Here is a 17,733-nt window from a genome sequence, read left to right as displayed (position 1 = left end):
CGTTGCACAGTTACCGCACCTTTCATTTGATGGGAAAATCAGAATGACCGATCCATACCGACGGTTTCAAATCCGAGCAGGTCAAAGCTTCAGACTGGTCTTCATTGGCAAGACCACCCCCCAGGGCGTCTCCTGAGGAGCACCAAACGCCCGGAAACCTGACTTTTTGTAGGCGGCTATGGCGCGGACATTGTCCGGATGGGGATCGGTCGCGACGACTGGAACACCTTCATCAAACAGGGCTTGCAAACGTGCTGATATAAAAGCGGGCCCGTGACCTTTGCCTGTCATGTGAGGCTCGCCGATAAACTGGTCGATGCCGCGGGAGCCTTTTGGGAGCCCGGAGAAATGATGATCCTTCCACCCATGGACCGTGTAGTCCTGCATGTAGGCAAAGGGTATGCCCGCGATCGAGACGATCCAGCGTTTCACACGAAGGTCTTCCAGCTTCTGCTCGTTGAAGGGTTCGGCCGTATCCCACCAGTCGCGAACATGTGGTCGGGACCGCCATTCCGCCAGAAGACCAAAATCCGCGGGGCTCACTGGTCGAAAAGAGTATCGGTCGGTCACTGACATCAAGGCAGAATATCATATCGGCCGTTGGTGAATGCCGGAGACCATCCCGGGAAGTCTGCGTTGTTCATCGCGATCGCACGTCGATGCTGAGATTGGACCGGCGCATCGCGCGCATGAGCGCTCTCATATGGGCATTTTCACGATCGCAGGCATAAGTCCGGTACCAAGCGATCAAATTGGCCCGAGACAGGAGCGCGGGAAGTGCCATCGCATTACCGCCATCGCGCATACTCATAATTCGCATAATCAATATTATGGAACTTTTATATGCTTGGGAAATTGAAGCTTTGAAACAGAGACTTACGAGAGCCTGCGATCCTATCGGCGACGCATATCTCCGCAGAATGATCAGCGTCTTCACTTTCAGTCGTCGTCGAACGGCGGTTCACAATTGGCTCAGTCGTCGCTTGCGTCGATAATCTTTCGCGCAATCTCGAATGAGAAACCTGCACGGCACATGGCAGCCAGGTCCTTGTCGCGCCGCTCATTGCGATCCTTTTGCCGGAACGGGCCCAGTTTGCGACGACGCGCGAATATACGTGCGGCGTCTTCGTCCGATGCCTCGTCATCCTGCAGCACTCTTTCGATGGTATTGCGGTCGACACCCTTGGCGGCAAGCTTGGCCTCAATCTTGCGCGCTGAACCACCGCGCCGGCGCAAGCCCGCGAGCTTGGTCTCTGCGTAAGCACGGTCATCGACGAGACCGTTTCTGACAACGGTTTCAACGACGCTGTCTATCAGTCCGGAATAGTCGCCCGGATCAAGGTCCAGGCTCGTGCAGGCCTTCAGGACCTTGCGCTCCAGCACCTTGCGCAAATTGGCCGAGGATGTCGCATAGCGCTCCAGATAATGCAGCGCCGAGCGTGTCAGCCGCTCCGCGGTCGGAGGCTTGTAGCGCGGTTTAGCCGGCATGGGCCGGAAGGATTGTTGTCCTGGCGTGCTCTTGTACCTCCAACTGCATTCCGTCATAGGCCGGCTCGATCCCGGAAGGTAGTTCGTCGGTCAATGTTGCATAGTCCAAGTCATTGTGAAGATTGGTGAAAATGGCATGTTTCGGGGCAATGCGCGTCGTCCAGGCCAGTGAATCTTCCAGGCAGAAATGGCTCGGATGCGGCCGGCGCCGCAGGCAATCGAGAATGAGAAGATCCAGGTTTCTCAAGTGATTAAGGGAGTTTTCCGGGATGTCGGACACATCCGGAATATAGGCTGCATCGCCTAACCTGAACCCAAGAGCATTTATTTCTCCATGGACGACTTCGAATGGGTCGAAGGTGATCGGACCGCCTGCGCCTGTGATCGTTACTGGATTTCCGGCTGCAAGAACCTGTCTGTCAAGGATCGGCGGATAATTGGAGCCTGCGGGCGTTCTGAAGCAATAGCTGAAGGCTGTCTCGGCACGCCGGAAAGTCTCGTCATCCATGAAGACCGGAATTCTTTTGCCGCTGCGAACCCAGAACGCGCGCAGATCGTCGATGCCATGCAGATGATCCGCATGGGCATGGGTGAACAAAACAGCATCAAGATGGCCGACATTGGCCGTCAGAAGCTGGTTCCGCACGTCCGGACCGGTGTCTATCAGCACGGTTGTGCACCCGTTTTCCACACGCTTTTCCACAAGAAGTGCACAGCGGGAGCGCCGGTTTTTCGGCTCATCCGGGTCGCAATCACCCCAGTCGTTGCCGATACGCGGCACGCCGCCGGAAGAACCGCAGCCAAGGATTGTCAGCGTCAGGCTCATGCCGCGCCCACCGTCGCCAACCCCTCCGGCCGAGGGACTTTCTTGAACAATCTGAAGAAGTTCTCGGTTGTCTGGCGGGCCATTTCCTCTTGCGAAACGCCGCGGGTTTCGGCCAGTACCGCAGCCGTCATCGCCGTATAGGCCGGTTCATTGCGCTTGCCGCGTTTCGGCTGCGGCGCAAGATATGGCGCGTCGGTTTCCACCAGCAGCCGGTCAGCGGGCAGCTCACGCGCGATCTCGCGCAGCTCCTCGGAACGCTTGAAGGTAAGAATGCCCGAGAAGGAGACGTAAAGGCCAAGCTCAATGCCTGTGAGCGCCAGTTCGCGACCGGACGAGAAGCAATGCAACAGGGCCGGGAAGGCCCCCTTCCCCATTTCTTCACGTAGGATTGCAGCCATATCCGCATCCGCGTCGCGCGCATGGATGACGAGTGGCAGCCCGGTGCGGCGCGCAGCTTCGATGTGGATGCGCAGGCCTTCCGCCTGAGCGTCGCGGGGAGCCTTGTCGTAGAAATAATCGAGCCCGGCTTCACCGATCGCCACTACCTTGGGATGATCGGCCAGACGCACGATTTCGTCGGCCGGAATGCCGCGTTCCGTGCCTGCATTATGCGGATGCGTGCCGACGGAGCAGTAGACCTCCGGAAACTCCTCGGCGATAGCGCGGATCCGGTCGAACTTCCGGATGTGAGTGCAGATGGTCACCATCAGCCCGACGCCGGCTTCCTTGGCGCGCGCAATCAGGTCGGCGCGCTCGCCTTCAAAGTCGGGAAAATCCAGATGGCAATGACTGTCGACGAGCATGAAAAATCCAGGATGCAGTTGGTTGGTTTCAGAAGGTCCGGCGCGCCTTGATAGCGAATTATCGGGCAAAGCCCAAGGCCGGACGAGACAATGAGGCGAACAGATTGCCTCTAGATGGTGTCAGGCCGCCCGCAGCGCAAAAAAGAAATCCAGGACCACCTGTTTGCGATCGAGGTTGAGCGCATCCGCGTCCCGGATCGACCGGTTGATCTTCTCCCACGTCTCCACATGGCCGAGAGCTGCTCCGAGCCCCTTGGAAAGATCCCGGTGCATCCGCTCGTGCAGCCAGATCTGGACAATGTGCTGGAAGCTTTCCCAGTTGTCGGACTGGCCGCGCGCGGCGACCAGGTCTGCCAGCGCATGTGCTGCCGCAAGATCGAGCTGCGCCGCATTGTCTGCCAATTGGCGTACGCCCTTGGCAATGGCAAGACCGTCGCCGGAAAGAAGTGTTATGGCGGAGCGCAGGCTGCCATCCGCTGTTCGAGCGAGGTCGCGCAGGTCTTCCGGGGAGGACACCGTTCCAGGTGCCAGGTCCGAAAGACCTTCGCCGATTTCCTCCACACTGAGCGGCGCCAGGTCGAGCCGGCGGCAGCGCGAGCGGATGGTCGGCAACAGCCGGCCGGGTGCGTGGCTCAGAACCAGGAACAGGCAGCTCTGCGGCGGTTCTTCAAGGATCTTCAGGAGCGCGTTGGCGGAACTCGTGTTCATGTCATCGGCAGCGTCGACAATGCAGATCCGCCACGCCTTGGCAGAAGCGGTGGTGCCGAAAAAGGAGACGGTGCGCCGGACTTCATCGACAGGCAGATCCGCCTTGAAGCGTTTGCCCTTGTCGTCCCAAGGCCGGCGCAGATGCAGGATATTGGGGTGCCCACCGCCCCTGATCTGACGGGAAACGGGATGATCAGCCGGCACGCCAAGATCGGTCGCGGCGGCAACCCCTGGGCCAAAGCGGTCCGGGTTGGCGATCACGAAGCGGGCAAACCGGAAGGCCAGCGTTGCCTTGCCGATACCCTTCGGCCCGCCCAGGATCCAGGCGTGATGCAGCCTCTCAGACCGGTAGGCATCCAGGAGCGCCCGTTCGGTTTCGAGATGACCGATCAGCCGGTCCCGCTCATGCGGCAACGGGAAGCCCGGAAGGGCATCCACCTCGGGGATGTCGGCAGGTTCATTTGCGCGGGCCATCAGACAGCCCCTTCCGGCACGCCGGATGCATGGGAGACCGGCAGCTCACCGGCAAAGGTTTTCAGAACGGCCTCACGCACGGCAGCGGATACGCTCTCGGTATCGCTGGACCCGTCGATGACGGCAAACCGGTAGGCCTCTTCCCGGGCAAGATCCAGGAACAGTTGCCTGCGGCGCTGGTGAACCTTCAGGTCCTCACCCTCGAACCTGTCAGGTCCGCCGCTTTCGTCGGTCGCGGATCGCTTGGCGACGCGGCCAAGGCCGAGTTCGGCCGGGACATCGATCAGGATCGTCAATTCGGGATAGACGCCGGCGACCGCAGCGGTCTCCAGAAGTTTCAGATAATCTCGGTCGACCCCGGCCTCGCCCTGATAGACCCAGGTCGAATCGGCATAGCGGTCGCACAGCACCCAGTCGCCACGCTCCAGCGCCGGACGTATGGTGCTGTCGACGTGATCCGCGCGCGCAGCCGCAAAGAGCATCGCCTCGCCGCGCGGCCCCAGATCCTTCGCTCCGCCCGAAAGCAGCATGGAGCGGATCTTTTCCGCGCCCGGAGATCCACCTGGCTCCCTCGTAACGATAACCGACAGGCCCAGCCCCTCAAGGAAGGTCTTGAGGCGGCCGATCTGGGTGGATTTTCCGGCCCCCTCGCCGCCCTCAAAGGTTATGAAATGTCCCGCCACCCTGGCTCCGCTTGTCTTGAAATTGTCAGCCTTCCGGGCTTGTACCAGTTTCATTGCCGGATGTGGAAGTGTTTGCCTGAGAAAGAGCCTAGCCGATCCAGCCGAAGAGCAGTTCCTGAAGCCCATCGAGCGCGCGGCCGAGCATGTCGCCCCTGGCGACCGCAGCACCCGTGACAAGCGGTGAGCGATAGATGATGCCGTCCTTGCCGATTACGCGAATTTCACCGGCAGGTGTTCCCTTTTCAATAGGAGCGGCAAGCGGTCCCTCATAGACAACGCGAATGCGATAGTCGAGCGTGCCTCCGCGCGGCAGCAGGACATCGACGTTGCTGCCGGAAACCAACGGCACGCTGCTGTCCATTCCGCCGAAGACCCGGCCGTCCACAACGGTTTCCCCCGCCTTGTAGAGCGTCTGGACGGTGAAATATTCCCAGGCGCCTTCGATCACTTCCTTCAAGGTCTGCAGGCGGTGATTGTCCGAGGCAAGACCCGAGACTGCGGCGATCACCCGGCGTCCGTTCCGGTTCACCGATCCAAGGCCCGACCAGCCGTCTGTCTCGTCATTGCCGGCGCCCAGCCCGTCGAGACCGCGAATCTCGCCCAGAAGCGGGTTCTTGTTTCGTTGGTAGATGTTGTTCCAGGTGAATTCGGAGAGCGCGAACATCGGATAAAGATCGGCGTGTGTGCCGATAACATATTCCGCCAGGCGCGCCTGGTCCCGAACCGTGGTCCGGCTCGGTTCTTCCGGATACCCGGTCGGGTTGGCAAACTGGCTGTTCGTCATTCCGATTGACTTGGCGAGTGAATTCATGCGGCCGGCGAAGGCCTGTTCCGATCCGTCAAGACATTCCGCTAGGACAATGGCCGCATCATTGGCGTTGTGAACCAGAAGGCCCTTGAGGAGATCCTCGACCGCGATGTCGGATTTGATCGCTGCGAACATGGTGGCCCCGCGCCGCGAAGGTGCTCCGCCCGTCCGCCAGGCATGTTCGCTGACCTTGCAGGGCCGATCCATGGTCAGGTCACCGTCCTTCAACGCCTTGAAGACGGTGGCGGCCGTCATGATCTTGTTGAGCGCACCGGGATTGAAGGGCTTGTCTGGTTCCTTGGCGAACAGGATCGTGCCGGAGGACGGCTCATAAAGAAACGCCGACGGCGCCTTGGTGACAATGGTTTCTGCTGCCAACGCACTTCGCGCATCGGCAGAAACGCCCACCAGAAGCAGGATAGGAAGAAGCCGGAAGAAGAGCTGTCGCAAGGACTTGAGAGGTGAACCAGTAACTGCCGAGCGCATCGAACCGCCTGCCTTGCGAACTCTATTTCTACGCGGCAGGACAGATCACCGGGCGCTGCCCGCTTCCAGCCCTAGCCGCCGTTTTCGGAGCGAAGTGCCAGCTCGCGCAGGGACATGCCGGAGGACGACGCATTTGCAAGAATCGCATGCGCATCGGAAATCCGCTGGTTGGCGGCAAAGGATGAGATTGCACCGCCCGTATCCAGGCCGTTTGGCGTTCCGGGAACCGGTACACGCAGAACACCCAGCGTACCGGAAGCAGGTGCCGGTCCGGCGCTGTAGCCGGTCTCGACCGGTTCGAAACGGTTGTTGGAAGCGACTTTGATCGTCGGGCGACCGGCTTCGAACGCGATGGCGGGGTCGAAGGCAACGGTAACGGTGTCGACACCGGGCGAAACGGCTGCGGTTGTCGTGGTGGTGAGCGCAAGGTAAGGACGGGAGCTCGGTGCCGGCACAGTGCCGAAGACGACCTGCGGGGCTGCTTCCGGCTCGGCCATGGCCAGCATCGTACCTGGCATGGTGGCACCCGGCTGGACGGCGTCCGGTCCGCTGTAAGAGGCCATCAGGAAGGCTTCATCCTGACCGTGCAGCGGCGCGCGGCCGACATACTCCACCTTCACCTTGCCGACACCGTCAGCCTTGGTGCCAAGCATCGTCGCGACACGTTCGGAGAGGTCGATCTCCCGGTTGCCGTGGAAGGGACCGCGGTCGTTGACGCGCACGATCATCGAGCGGCCGTTGTTCACGTTGGTCACGCGGGCATAGGACGGAAGCGGCATGGTCGTATGGGCCGCCGTGAGGGCGTTGCGGTCAAAGACTTCGCCATTGGCTGTCTTGCGGCCATGGAAGGTCGGTCCGTACCAGGAAGCCAGGCCGGTCTTCTTGTAGTTCGGTTCTTCCTTGGGATAATACCACTTGCCGGCAATCTTGTATTTCTTGCCGACGATGTAGCGTCCGCCGCCCTTCGGCACGGGCTGGCCTTCGGCCACCATGCGCGGGCTGCCTTTGACGCCGTATTTTTCAGGGCTGAATTTGGATTTCTGCTCGGGAGTGGAACTGCAGGCGGCAACCGCGGACACGGCCGCGATCACGATCAGGCCGGTGCGTAGCTGGGCTCCGAATGTTCGGGCCGGACGCGTATCGGACTCAAGTTCCCCTGAAGACGTTCCTGCCGCCTGGTTCATCACCTGGCAAGATTGTCCGCCTATCCCTTGCATACTGCCGTCCTACTCACTTAACGCGCTGGCGGCCCCGCAGCTCGCGCGATCATCCCGATGCTAGCGACGCTCTGCACCGGTTTTTCAGGCATTGTTCCGATCTGTTGATCAGTCCCCGCAAGATTCGCTAGCCCCCGCATGCTCATCCCGCATATGCCCTTGTTAAAGCGCAACTTTGTTACTTCAAAGTAAACCGGCCGTCGAGACCGCAAAGCCGCCTAAATTAGGTTCTCCACGGCCTGGGGGGAAAGGCGCAGGAAACAGCCACTTTTGGTGGGCGGTAACAAACTGAAATAATTACGTGAATCGCAAGTCAAGCGCTGAGTTACAGCTGTTGCCTCTAGGGCACAGTGCGGCAAAAATCGTCAATCGGACCAGTTGTGACGCAGGTCACATTCAGGATCGTCAATTCCGCCTAGGGTGAACTCATTGCTGATGACCGCCCTGTCACAGCAATGCTGGACCCCACCTCCAGCTTCAGCCGCCGGTCCAAAACCCTGCCCACGACACCGGACCGGCGGCACCTGCCCTTTGGCGATATTCCGGTGCCCGGCGTGCACGTCCTGCCCCCTCAAAAGCCCCGGGCCGGAATATCCCAAGGGAACTCTTCCCCAGCATCCTCAAATCGATCGTCAGACTAACTCCTGACTACATCCACACCATTCCGGCGGACCAGTTCCATGTTCGCGCATCCGCGCTTGACTTTCCGCTTCAGACAAAGGAAACGGGGGATGCAGCCGCGCCGCTTGTGCGAACGGCTGCTCAGGTGAGGTGGCCGAGTGGTTTAAGGCAGCGGTCTTGAAAACCGCCGTGCGTGAGAGCGTACCGTGGGTTCGAATCCCACCCTCACCGCCAAATTTCTTTCCCACAATTCGAATGTATGAACGGCTTGCTGGTGGCCCTGATCGCTACTTGCGAGCTAGATCAAAATCTGCAACCAACGCCGCGATAGCCAGGGTTTACCTTAGCGTTACATTCACATCGGTTCGAATCACCGATGCTAAAGTAACGGCCATAATACGTTTCTTCTTCGCCTGCTTCGATGAGGCTGGTTACATATTCCGCCATATTTGACGCTGCAATCACGCAGCTTCTGTAAACACCAATCCGTGTCTGAACCGGCGTTTCAGATGACGCCTTTAATTTGAGTTCTTGCGCACGAAGTTTCTGGAAGTTTGCAACGGTCTCCATGAGGTTCGCGCCGAGTTGAAGCAGAAATATTCTGTCGCCTTCCTGCATTGCCCTTTCAAATTTGCTCGGCGCCCATGTGTCGACCTGTTTCATAAGGACAGAGAGCTTTTTTGCTGTTTGGTGGATTTCCTCCTCAGAAAGCGGTTGTGCCGCCAGCGACCCGCCGGTGAAAAAACAAAGCAGCAATAAGAAGAGAAATTTCATTTAACGGCTCCAAATCTGCAAAACCTGCAGTTGAGGCTGCTAGGAAGTCCGCTAATTTTGGTCGCGTTATGACGCTACAGAGAAACCAAACAGGTTTTTCGAGTAGTGGCCGGAACGTTTTGGCGCGTCGCTGCGCATCCTGCCCATTAATTGATCAAAGACTGAATGTCCGAAAACTACCCGACTTCGTCTATAGATCTTCTGTCACTCCCCAAAGCCATTGAATTTTCTCAAAAAATTACCTCCTCCGCAAATCTGGCACCAGCCTTGCTTTGAAGTGAGTGTGCAGCGCGCCTAGGGATCCGGTCGCAAGTCGACGCAGGACCGAGAGGTGCAAGCTGGTCGCGAAGGCTTGATGCCGACATAGACCGGTGACACGGCGGGACAAAAACCCGGGAGACAACTGCACGAGGTTTCGCGCGCGCGAACCTGCTCCCGGCCGTGCGCAAAGACCTCATGACGTAAGCCTGGCCAATCGGTCCGGCCCAAGACAGGAGACGCGCACAGATGCTGAAATCGATTGCCAAAGCTACCCTCCTCGCCGCAGCGCTCGCGCTGCCGCTGTCCCTTTCCCCCGCTGCCGCCGAAGAAAAGACCGATTTCAAGGTCTGCTGGTCGATCTATGTCGGCTGGATGCCCTGGGGCTATATGCAGGACAGCGGCCTCATGAAGAAATGGGCCGACAAATACGACATCTCCGTCGAGATCGTGCAGATCAACGACTATGTGGAATCGATCAACCAGTATACCGCCGGCGCCTATGACGGCTGCTCCATGACCAACATGGACGCGCTCTCGATCCCCGCCGGTGGCGGCGTCGACACGACGGCGCTGATTGTCGGCGACTATTCCAACGGCAACGACGGCATCATCCTGAAAGACAAGACGGCGCTTGCCGATATCAAGGGCCAGAGCGTCAACCTGGTGGAGCTCTCCGTCTCCCATTATCTTCTTGCCCGTGCCCTCGATACCGTGGACTTAAGCGAGCAGGACCTGACCGTCGTCAACACCTCCGATGCGGACATGATCGCCGCTTACCAGACGCCGGACGTAACGGCGGTCGTCACCTGGAACCCGCTGCTGTCCGAGATAGAGGCGGAATCCAACGCCACAAAGGTTTTCGACAGTTCAGGCATTCCGGGCGAAATCATCGACATCATGATGGTCAATACCGAAACGCTTGCCGATAATCCCGCCTTCGGCAAGGCGCTGGTCGGGGCCTGGTATGAGCTGATGGCGATCATGTCCTCCGACAGCGATGAGGGCGTTGCCGCGCGCACCGCCATGGCGGAGGCCTCCGGCACGGACCTCGCCGGCTACGATGCGCAGCTTGCCACCACCAAGATGTTCTATACGCCTGCGGAAGCGGTGGAATTCACCAAGTCAGCGGAACTGCCGGCGACCATGAAATTCGTCGCTGAGTTCCTGTTCGATAAGGGCATTCTCGGCGAAGGCGCGCCGAGCCCGGAATTTGTCGGCGTCTCCTTTCCGGACGGGTCCATCTATGGCGATGCGGGCAACGTGAAGCTGAAGTTCGATCCGAGCTTCATGGCGATGGCGGCCGACGGAACGCTCTGACGGTTTTTTCGACAAGGTCCCGGCGCGCTCTTGCCGGGACCGCACCCGCAAACACCCAGATCGTCCGGATCCTTCATGCGTATCATCAACCGGAAACCGTCCCGGATAACAGCCTTCGCGCTGGGGTTCCTGCCCTTCGTCCTGACGCTGATCGTCTATGCGGTTGCCAGCCATAACCGCCGGCTGGATAATCCCGCCGACAAGCTGCTGCCATCGCTTTCAAGCATGGGCGACGCTTTCTGGCGCATGGCCACGGTCGCCGACAAGCGTTCCGGCGATTTGCTGCTCTGGCTGGACACCTTTGACAGTCTGTGGCGGCTAGGTACCGGCATGGCGGTCTCCACGGTGCTGGCGCTGTCGCTTGGGGTCGCCATCGGTTTCATTCCTCATATGCGCAGCGCATTGGCGCCGTATCTCGCAACCTTTTCGCTGATACCGCCCATCACCATCCTGCCGATCCTCTTCATCACCTTCGGCCTCGGGGAGCTTGCCAAGATCGCGCTGATCGTCATCGGCACCGCACCGGTGATGATCCGCGCCACAGCACAGGCTGTATTGGATATCCCGCGCGAGATGATCATCAAGGCCGAGACCCTCGGCGCCACGGTCTGGCAGATGGTAACGCGGCTGGTGCTTCCGCAAGTTCTGCCACACCTGGTGACGGCGTTGCGCCTCGGCCTCGTTCCTGCCTGGATCTTCCTGATTTCCGCTGAAGCCATCGCCTCGACCTCCGGGCTTGGCTACCGGATCTTCCTGGTTCGGCGGTACCTGGCCATGGACGTGATCCTTCCCTATGTCGTCTGGATCACCCTGCTTGCATTCCTGCTGGACCGCGCCCTGCTGCTTCTGTCGCGGCGCGCCTTCCGCTGGCATCACCTGGGAGGGGACGCACTGTGACCCCTTCTCCAAAGCTCGCCGTTCAAGGGCTTGCGAAACTCTATGACGGCGTGCCCGTGCTGGAGCGGGTGGATCTGGAAGTCGCATCAGGCACCTTCTGTACCATCGTTGGAGCGTCGGGCTGCGGCAAATCCACGTTCCTCAGGATGCTGCTGTCCCAGGAACATGCGACCCGCGGCCATATTCTCCTCGACGGCAAGCCCCTGCCATTGGAGCCGACGCCGGACCGGGGCATTGTTTTCCAGAAATACTCGGTCTTTTCCCATCTGACGGTCGCGGAAAACCTGATTCTGGCGAAGGAATTCGAGGCAGCGCGCTGGTCGGGCAAGCTTTTTGGCGTGGCACGCAGAAACGCGCTGGAGCAGATCAGCGACCTGTTGGAACGCATAGGCCTCAAGGCTGCGGCCGACCGCTATCCGGCCCAGCTTTCCGGCGGCATGCAGCAGCGGCTCGCAATTGCCCAGGCCCTGGTCAAGAAGCCGAGCATTCTGCTTCTCGACGAACCCTTCGGCGCGCTCGATCCCGGTATCCGGGTCGACATGCACGAATTGCTGCTGGGTCTCTGGAAGGAACTCGGCATGACCATCTTCATGGTCACGCACGACATCCACGAAGCCTTCAAGCTCGGCACGCGGCTCCTGGTTTTCGACAAAATCCGCCACGACCCGCAGGCACCTCAAGCCTATGGCGCGACCATCACCTACGACCTGCCGCTGACCGCACCGGTGCGCAAAAAGGACCCGACCGCCATCGCGGAAGTAATCGGTTCGCCAACAAAACAGTTATTCACGACACCCCAGAACGAGGAAACCCCATGAGCCAGTTCGCTCCCTCAAAACCTTCCAAAAGGCACAGGGTTGCCGGCCGGATCAACCGGCAGCCAATCGCGCGGCAACATCATCCGGACTTCGACAAGTTGCAGCTTCGCGGCTGGAAGGCAGCTGAAAAGGAAGGCACCCTGCCCTCCGCCGCCTGGGAAAAGGAAAAGGCCTGGGCGCTGCGCATGGGGCTGACCGGCTCCGACAGCCTGACCGACAAGTCGATCCCAACGTTTGCCCGCGGGGAACTGCCTCATTATGCCGGCATCAACACCTTTCTGAAGGCGCCGTATATCGAGGATGTCACCAAGGTCGGGGCATATGATGCGGCTGTCATCGGCATCCCCTTCGACGGCGGCACCACCTACCGGCCGGGAACACGATTTGGGCCGCAGGGCGTCCGCAAGATTTCCGCGCTCTATACGCCCTATAACTACGAAATGGGCGTAGACCTGCGCGAGCAGATGACCTTGTGCGACGTCGGCGACGTTTTCACCATTCCGGCCAATATCGAAAAGACCTTCGACCAGATCACACGCGCGGTCTCTCACGTCGCCTCGTCCGGCGCCTTGCCGATCATGATCGGCGGTGATCACTCCATCGGCTTTCCCTGCGTGCGCGGCATCGCGCAATGCACTTCAAAACGCATCGGCATCGTTCATTTCGACCGGCATATCGACATCCAGGAGAAGGATCTGGATGAGCGCATGCATACAACGCCGTGGTTCCATGCCACTGATCTCGTCAATGTGCCGGCAGTGAACCTCGTCCAGATCGGCATCGGCGGCTGGCAGGTGCCGCGCGAAGGTGTGGAGGTCGCCCGCGAGCGCAACACCAACATCTTCACCATGCGCGACGTGGAGGAGCTGGGGCTGGCCGAAACCGCGGCCCGCGCGCTGGAGCTTGCCTGGAAAGACGCGGACGCCGTCTATATCTCCTTCGACATCGACAGCGTCGACTGTGGCTTCGTTCCCGGCACCGGTTGGCCCGAACCCGGCGGGTTCCTGCCGCGCGAGGCGCTGGAACTGGTGTCGCTGGTCGCCAAGGAAGGCATCTGCGGCCTTGAAGTCGTGGAGGTCTCGCCACCGTATGACTGCTCCGACATCACCGCATTGTTGGCGACCCGCGTCATCGTCGATGTCCTCGGCACTCTGGTGTCCCACGGCAAGATGGGAGCTCACAGGTGGATCTTCGACAAGCCGGTTTCGATCCCGGCCGGGCCGGAGGTGGGATAATGGCCCACGATCATCCTCCTCACGGTCATCATCATCATGCCCATAGCCATAGGCATGGGCATGCGCATCACCATCACGACCATGATCATCCGCACGATCACAATCTCAGCCATCTGCGTGGCCATAACCACGGCGGACCGGATCATCTTCATTCTCACGTTCATGGCCCCTCGGAGGCAGACCGGGCAGGAGAAATTCAGGCGCTTGCGACCAGTTTCATCGACGGCTTCCGGTCGGCGGAAGACAAGACCAGCTACCTGCGCCTTGCCGGGGTTCCGTTCCACCGGCCAGGACCGGACGGGCTCATCCAGCATCTGGTGGACGCGAAGATCGTCAGCAACTGGCAGGTGGGCACTGCCTCGCCTGCCTTTGCCTCTCGGGAGCTTGCGTATCTGCCATTTCCCGGCGCGATGGTAAAGGCGCGCGAGAAAATGACCTTCACTTACGTCTCGCTGACGGCCCGTGCCGACATTGATCTGAATACCCTGTTGATTTCACGTTTGACGCAAGGAGAAATCCCGGAATGAAAACGCTTTTGAATGCCGCAGTGATTTTGCTTCTGGCTTCCCCTGCCCACGCACACTCCGGACCCCATGACGATCTTAACGGCTGGCAGGAAGTAGCTTCGCATTTTGCAGGATCACCATTCCATATCGGTCTGCTTCTGGCAGTTGCCGGGGGGCTGCTGGCAGCAACGGCCGTGCATGCTCGCGCGGGACGGAAACAGCCGAAACGGGATACTTCACGTCGCAGATGATTTTATCCGGCCCGGTGCTCGGAAAAGCGACGCCTGAAGGTTCTTAGTGCATCAAAGCCCGACGATTGTCCGGTGGCTGTGGTCTGGAAAGAACAGCGTGGTGATGTCGTCTATCGCCATCGGTCCACCGAAGAGGTAGCCCTGACCGATGGTGCAACCGATGTCCACCAGGACATCGCGCTGCTCGACGGTCTCTATGCCTTCGATCAGCACCTGCGATCCCATGGTTTCGGCAATTCCGAGCACCATCTTCAGGATCTCGCGCAGTTTTCTATCCTTTACAGCCTTGGTGGCAAAGGAACGGTCGATCTTGATTTCGTCCCAATGGAAGTCGGTCAGGTAGGAAAGCGCCGAATAGCCGACACCGAAATCATCCAGAGAGATGCCGACCCCAAGTGCTCGCAGCTCCGAAAGCGTTGTCTGAATGCGCCTCAGGTCGCTCATTATTGTGGTTTCGGTGACTTCCAGCTTCAGCCGGGACGCCGGCAGGCCCGTGCGGGCGAGGCATTCGTCAAGCATCGCCACCACGTCGTCACTCAGGATCTGCGCGACCGACAGGTTGACGGAAAGCGACAGGTCCGGCGGCAGAAGCTGGATTTCCGAGCACGACGTTTCCAGGATCTTCCAGCCGAGCGAGACAATGTCGCCGTTGCTTTCGGCAATCGGTATGAACTCTGAAGGCGAAATCCAGCCAAGTTCGGAATGGTACCAGCGCGCCAGCGCCTCCAGCCCGAAGATGCGACCGGTCTTCAGATTGAACTGGGGCTGGAAATGCGGCAGGCACTCGTTTGCCTCGATCGCCCGTGCCAGAGCGTGTTCCACCGTGGTGCGCCGTTCCATTTCCGCACGCATCGCCGGCTCGTAGGTCACCACACGGCGGCGTCCATAGCTGACAGCATTCGCAACGGCAAGTTCCGCATTGCGAATGATCTCGGCAGGGTCCTTGTCCATCGTGCCGCTATCGGCATAGCCAATGGCTGGCGACACAAGAAAAGCGCCAAATCCGGTCTGAACCGGACGCAGGAAAAGATCATGGATGCGATTGGCGATAACTGGAGCGGTCAAAGCGAGTTCGTCTTTGCTGACGCTCATCAGCAGGAACCCCTTGCCTGCCGACCTTGCCAGGCACGTTTGGCCATCCAGCTGATCGGCGGCGTGACGCAAAAGATCCGCTGTTGATGCAAGGATCGATTCCTCGGTCGCCGGACCGAAGGTATTCAAGGTCGGCAGCCTGGATTCCAGATCGATGCAAAAAATGCTGAGTGTCCGGTTTTCCGTCAGAGCGTCATGGGCACTTCGCACCCTGTCTGCGAATACCCTGTGCTGAATGAGACCGGTGACTGCATCGTGGTTCAAAAGATGCGTCAGGGTCTCCGCCTGTTTTCTGTCTGCTTCCGCCTGATGGCGTAAACGGGTATTGCGCGCCATTCCCGAAATGAACCATGCAAATGCAGCGCTCAAAAACGCCAGGACGAGAAGGCTTTGCACGATCTGTGACCGTTGCAGGCTTATTCTGGCTTCGTCCGCCTGATGGGTGGCTTCCTGAGTGACCATCTGGTTGATCTGCTCGAGCGAACTGCCGATACCTTGCAGGATGATCAAGGCATTGTTGATCGAGGTCTGATCGTCGAGGGTGCTGAGGTAGGGTTCCACCCGGCTGCTGCTGCGCAGGATGTTGAAGAGCTTGTCCTGAATGTAGTCCGAATGACCGACAATCTGGCTGTATTGCTCGCTCGGCCAGTTCTGGAAGGATTTCAGCAAGGATGTGTAGGCGCTCTGCGCCGCGAGTGCGTCTTCAGGGCTCTGGAGCGCCGCGTAGCGTGCGATGAGCTTTTCAAGTTCCGAGGTGCTGAAGCGTTGTGTGTCCTGCAGTACGAGATTTTGCAGCTGGTTTTTCTGGTGAAGCATGGTTTGCGCTTGCAGCAGCACAATAAAATTAACACCGATTGCAAGGGTAAGAACGGCAAAAATTGCCGGAAATCCAATTCGCAATAGTTTATCAAATCGCATCAGCTCAACCGTCCTGACGACAGATCGCAATGGCCCTAAAGAGGCCTGTTTAAAACTCCCATCCGGTCAATCCCTGTCATCAGACGTACCGGTGCCCCCCGGTTTGCCGTCTCCGGGCCGGTACAGGCCTCGCCCTGCACCACCACCCGGCTGAATTAGACCCGCAGTGTCCTTCAACAATCTTAACTGAAACTTGCCAATGGAACCGGGCCTGCAGTCGCTCCGCATCGGGCCCGGACGGGCCTCTGACTGCGGTTCAAGGCATTAGAGCGAACAACTGTTAAGAGCGTCTAAATGCAAAAAGACGCAACGTCATTTTTGTGGTGCAACTGGATTTGCCCTCTGTATTCCAAAGACGTGACCCTATCGGTCCACAAATTGCTCCCAGCAGAAAAAAGACGGCCCGGATGGCGGGCATCCGGGCCGTCCCTCAAGACCTGAAGCAGTTTGGGTTATTGCGGAAGCTTGTCGTCGACACCCTGCACGTACCAGTTCATGCCGAGGATTGCGCCGTCGTCGAGGCGGACACCTTCTTCAGCTGCGACGGTCCCGTCCTGCTTGGTGATCGGGCCGGTAAAGGGCTCCCATCCGCCGGAGATCTTGGCTTCGGTTTCCTTGGCCATGGCGACGACGTCATCCGGCAGGTTGGTGTAGGGCGCCATCACGACGTGACCTTCCGCAAGCCCAGACCAGGTGCTCTTGGATTCCCACGTGCCGTCCACGACTTCCTGGATCCGCTCGATATAGTACGGAGCCCAATCGTCGATAATCGCGGTGTACTGAGCTTCCGGCGCGAAGTTGATCATGTCGGATGCCTGGCCGAAGCCGTTCACGCCGCGTTCCTGGGCAACCTGCAGCGGTGCGGTGGAGTCGGTATGCTGGGTGATGATGTCCGCGCCCTGGTCGATCAGCGCCTTGGCGGCATCGGCTTCCTTGCCCGGATCGAACCAGGAGTTCACCCACACGACCTTCAGCTTGAAGTCCGGATTGACGGACTGCGCGCCGAGCAGGAACGCATTGATGCCGGAGACGACTTCCGGGATCGGGAAGGACGCGATGTAACCGGCAACGCCAGACTTGGACTGCTTGGCCGCAATCTGGCCGATGATGTAGCGGCCTTCGTGGAACTTGGAATTGTAGGTCGCAACGTTCTCTTCGGTCTTGTAGCCGGTTGCGTGTTCGAATTTCACGTCCGGGAACTTCTTGGCGACCTTGACGGTCGGGTTCATGTAGCCGAAGGACGTCGTGAAGATGATGTTGCAGCCTTCACGGGCGAAACGCTCGATGGCACGCTCGGCATCCGGGCCTTCCGGCACGCTTTCCAGATACGCCGTTTCCAGCTTGTCGCCGAAATGGGCTTCAGCAGCCAGACGACCCTGATCGTGCTGGTAAGACCAGCCGAAGTCGCCGACAGGGCCGACATAGATGAAGCAGGCCTTGACGTCGGCGGCGTTTGCCGCTGAACCGGCTGCCGCGAAGGCGATAGCGGCGACGGTTGCTTTCAAAAGAGATTTCATGTGGTTCAGTCCCCTCTGGTTCGATCTCTCTGT

Annotated in this window: 16 protein-coding genes, 1 tRNA gene and 1 riboswitch; of the genes, 6 read left to right on the top strand and 11 right to left on the bottom strand. The window is 59.4% G+C overall.

Going from position 1 to position 17,733, the window contains the following annotated elements:
* Window positions 1-81: 81 nt before the first annotated feature.
* From ACX3M4_RS04200 to ACX3M4_RS04165, 8 genes are all read right to left on the bottom strand, one after another.
* Complete coding sequence (locus tag ACX3M4_RS04200; protein WP_459357342.1) at window positions 82-576, bottom strand: GNAT family N-acetyltransferase; 495 nt, start codon at window positions 574-576, stop codon at window positions 82-84.
* Window positions 577-972: 396 nt separating this feature from the next.
* Complete coding sequence (locus ACX3M4_RS04195) at window positions 973-1,488, bottom strand: regulatory protein RecX (RefSeq protein WP_459357341.1); 516 nt, start codon at window positions 1,486-1,488, stop codon at window positions 973-975.
* Entirely contained in the window at window positions 1,478-2,314 is an 837-nt protein-coding gene (locus ACX3M4_RS04190) for an MBL fold metallo-hydrolase (protein WP_459357340.1), read from the bottom strand. Before ACX3M4_RS04190 ends, ACX3M4_RS04195 begins: the two co-directional genes overlap by 11 nt.
* Window positions 2,311-3,117: a TatD family hydrolase gene (locus ACX3M4_RS04185; RefSeq protein ID WP_459357339.1), complete on the bottom strand. Its 807-nt coding sequence runs from the start codon at window positions 3,115-3,117 to the stop codon at window positions 2,311-2,313. Before ACX3M4_RS04185 ends, ACX3M4_RS04190 begins: the two co-directional genes overlap by 4 nt.
* A 120-nt stretch (window positions 3,118-3,237) precedes the next feature.
* Window positions 3,238-4,299 (bottom strand): DNA polymerase III subunit delta', encoded by a 1,062-nt coding sequence (locus ACX3M4_RS04180; protein WP_459357338.1) that lies wholly within the window; start codon window positions 4,297-4,299, stop codon window positions 3,238-3,240.
* A complete protein-coding gene (tmk, locus tag ACX3M4_RS04175; RefSeq protein ID WP_459357337.1) occupies window positions 4,299-4,982 on the bottom strand; it encodes a dTMP kinase in 684 nt (227 codons plus the stop codon). The genes ACX3M4_RS04180 and tmk overlap by 1 nt, the downstream gene beginning before the upstream one ends.
* Before the next feature lie 88 nt (window positions 4,983-5,070).
* Window positions 5,071-6,276, bottom strand: a complete 1,206-nt coding sequence (locus tag ACX3M4_RS04170; RefSeq protein WP_459357336.1) for a D-alanyl-D-alanine carboxypeptidase family protein — start codon at window positions 6,274-6,276, stop codon at window positions 5,071-5,073.
* 71 nt (window positions 6,277-6,347) lie between these two features.
* Window positions 6,348-7,460 (bottom strand): septal ring lytic transglycosylase RlpA family protein, encoded by a 1,113-nt coding sequence (locus tag ACX3M4_RS04165; protein WP_459357335.1) that lies wholly within the window; start codon window positions 7,458-7,460, stop codon window positions 6,348-6,350.
* Window positions 7,461-8,258: 798 nt separating this feature from the next.
* Here ACX3M4_RS04165 and ACX3M4_RS04160 point away from each other — a divergent pair.
* Window positions 8,259-8,348: transfer RNA gene (locus ACX3M4_RS04160), tRNA-Ser, on the top strand.
* A gap of 69 nt (window positions 8,349-8,417) precedes the next feature.
* Here ACX3M4_RS04160 and ACX3M4_RS04155 read toward each other — a convergent pair.
* Window positions 8,418-8,888 (bottom strand): hypothetical protein, encoded by a 471-nt coding sequence (locus tag ACX3M4_RS04155; protein ID WP_459357334.1) that lies wholly within the window; start codon window positions 8,886-8,888, stop codon window positions 8,418-8,420.
* 283 nt (window positions 8,889-9,171) lie between these two features.
* Window positions 9,172-9,289, top strand: a riboswitch (guanidine-I (ykkC/yxkD leader).
* 106 nt (window positions 9,290-9,395) lie between these two features.
* Here ACX3M4_RS04155 and ACX3M4_RS04150 point away from each other — a divergent pair.
* The 5 genes from ACX3M4_RS04150 (at window position 9,396) to ACX3M4_RS04130 (ending at window position 13,943) form a co-directional block, all read left to right on the top strand.
* Window positions 9,396-10,466, top strand: a complete 1,071-nt coding sequence (locus ACX3M4_RS04150; protein WP_459357333.1) for a putative urea ABC transporter substrate-binding protein — start codon at window positions 9,396-9,398, stop codon at window positions 10,464-10,466.
* 75 nt (window positions 10,467-10,541) lie between these two features.
* The gene (locus ACX3M4_RS04145) at window positions 10,542-11,363 is read left to right on the top strand and encodes an ABC transporter permease (protein WP_459357332.1); all 822 of its coding nucleotides are present in this window, start codon (window positions 10,542-10,544) and stop codon (window positions 11,361-11,363) included.
* Complete coding sequence (locus ACX3M4_RS04140; RefSeq protein WP_459357331.1) at window positions 11,360-12,181, top strand: ATP-binding cassette domain-containing protein; 822 nt, start codon at window positions 11,360-11,362, stop codon at window positions 12,179-12,181. The genes ACX3M4_RS04145 and ACX3M4_RS04140 overlap by 4 nt, the downstream gene beginning before the upstream one ends.
* The gene (locus ACX3M4_RS04135) at window positions 12,178-13,416 is read left to right on the top strand and encodes an agmatinase family protein (RefSeq protein WP_459357330.1); all 1,239 of its coding nucleotides are present in this window, start codon (window positions 12,178-12,180) and stop codon (window positions 13,414-13,416) included. The genes ACX3M4_RS04140 and ACX3M4_RS04135 overlap by 4 nt, the downstream gene beginning before the upstream one ends.
* The gene (locus tag ACX3M4_RS04130; RefSeq protein ID WP_459357329.1) at window positions 13,416-13,943 is read left to right on the top strand and encodes a hypothetical protein; all 528 of its coding nucleotides are present in this window, start codon (window positions 13,416-13,418) and stop codon (window positions 13,941-13,943) included. The genes ACX3M4_RS04135 and ACX3M4_RS04130 overlap by 1 nt, the downstream gene beginning before the upstream one ends.
* Window positions 13,944-14,224: 281 nt before the next feature.
* Here ACX3M4_RS04130 and ACX3M4_RS04125 read toward each other — a convergent pair whose 3' ends face one another.
* Window positions 14,225-16,081 (bottom strand): putative bifunctional diguanylate cyclase/phosphodiesterase, encoded by a 1,857-nt coding sequence (locus ACX3M4_RS04125; RefSeq protein WP_459357328.1) that lies wholly within the window; start codon window positions 16,079-16,081, stop codon window positions 14,225-14,227.
* Between the two features lie 554 nt (window positions 16,082-16,635).
* Window positions 16,636-17,700 carry a BMP family ABC transporter substrate-binding protein gene (locus ACX3M4_RS04120; protein WP_459357327.1) on the bottom strand — a complete coding sequence of 355 codons (1,065 nt, stop codon included), beginning with the start codon at window positions 17,698-17,700 and terminating at the stop codon, window positions 16,636-16,638.
* Window positions 17,701-17,733 lie beyond the last annotated feature (33 nt).

The organism is Roseibium sp. M-1 (genome assembly GCF_054515675.1).
The sequence above is the reverse complement of the archived record's forward strand: the minus strand, read 5'-3'. Positions and strand labels throughout refer to the sequence as shown.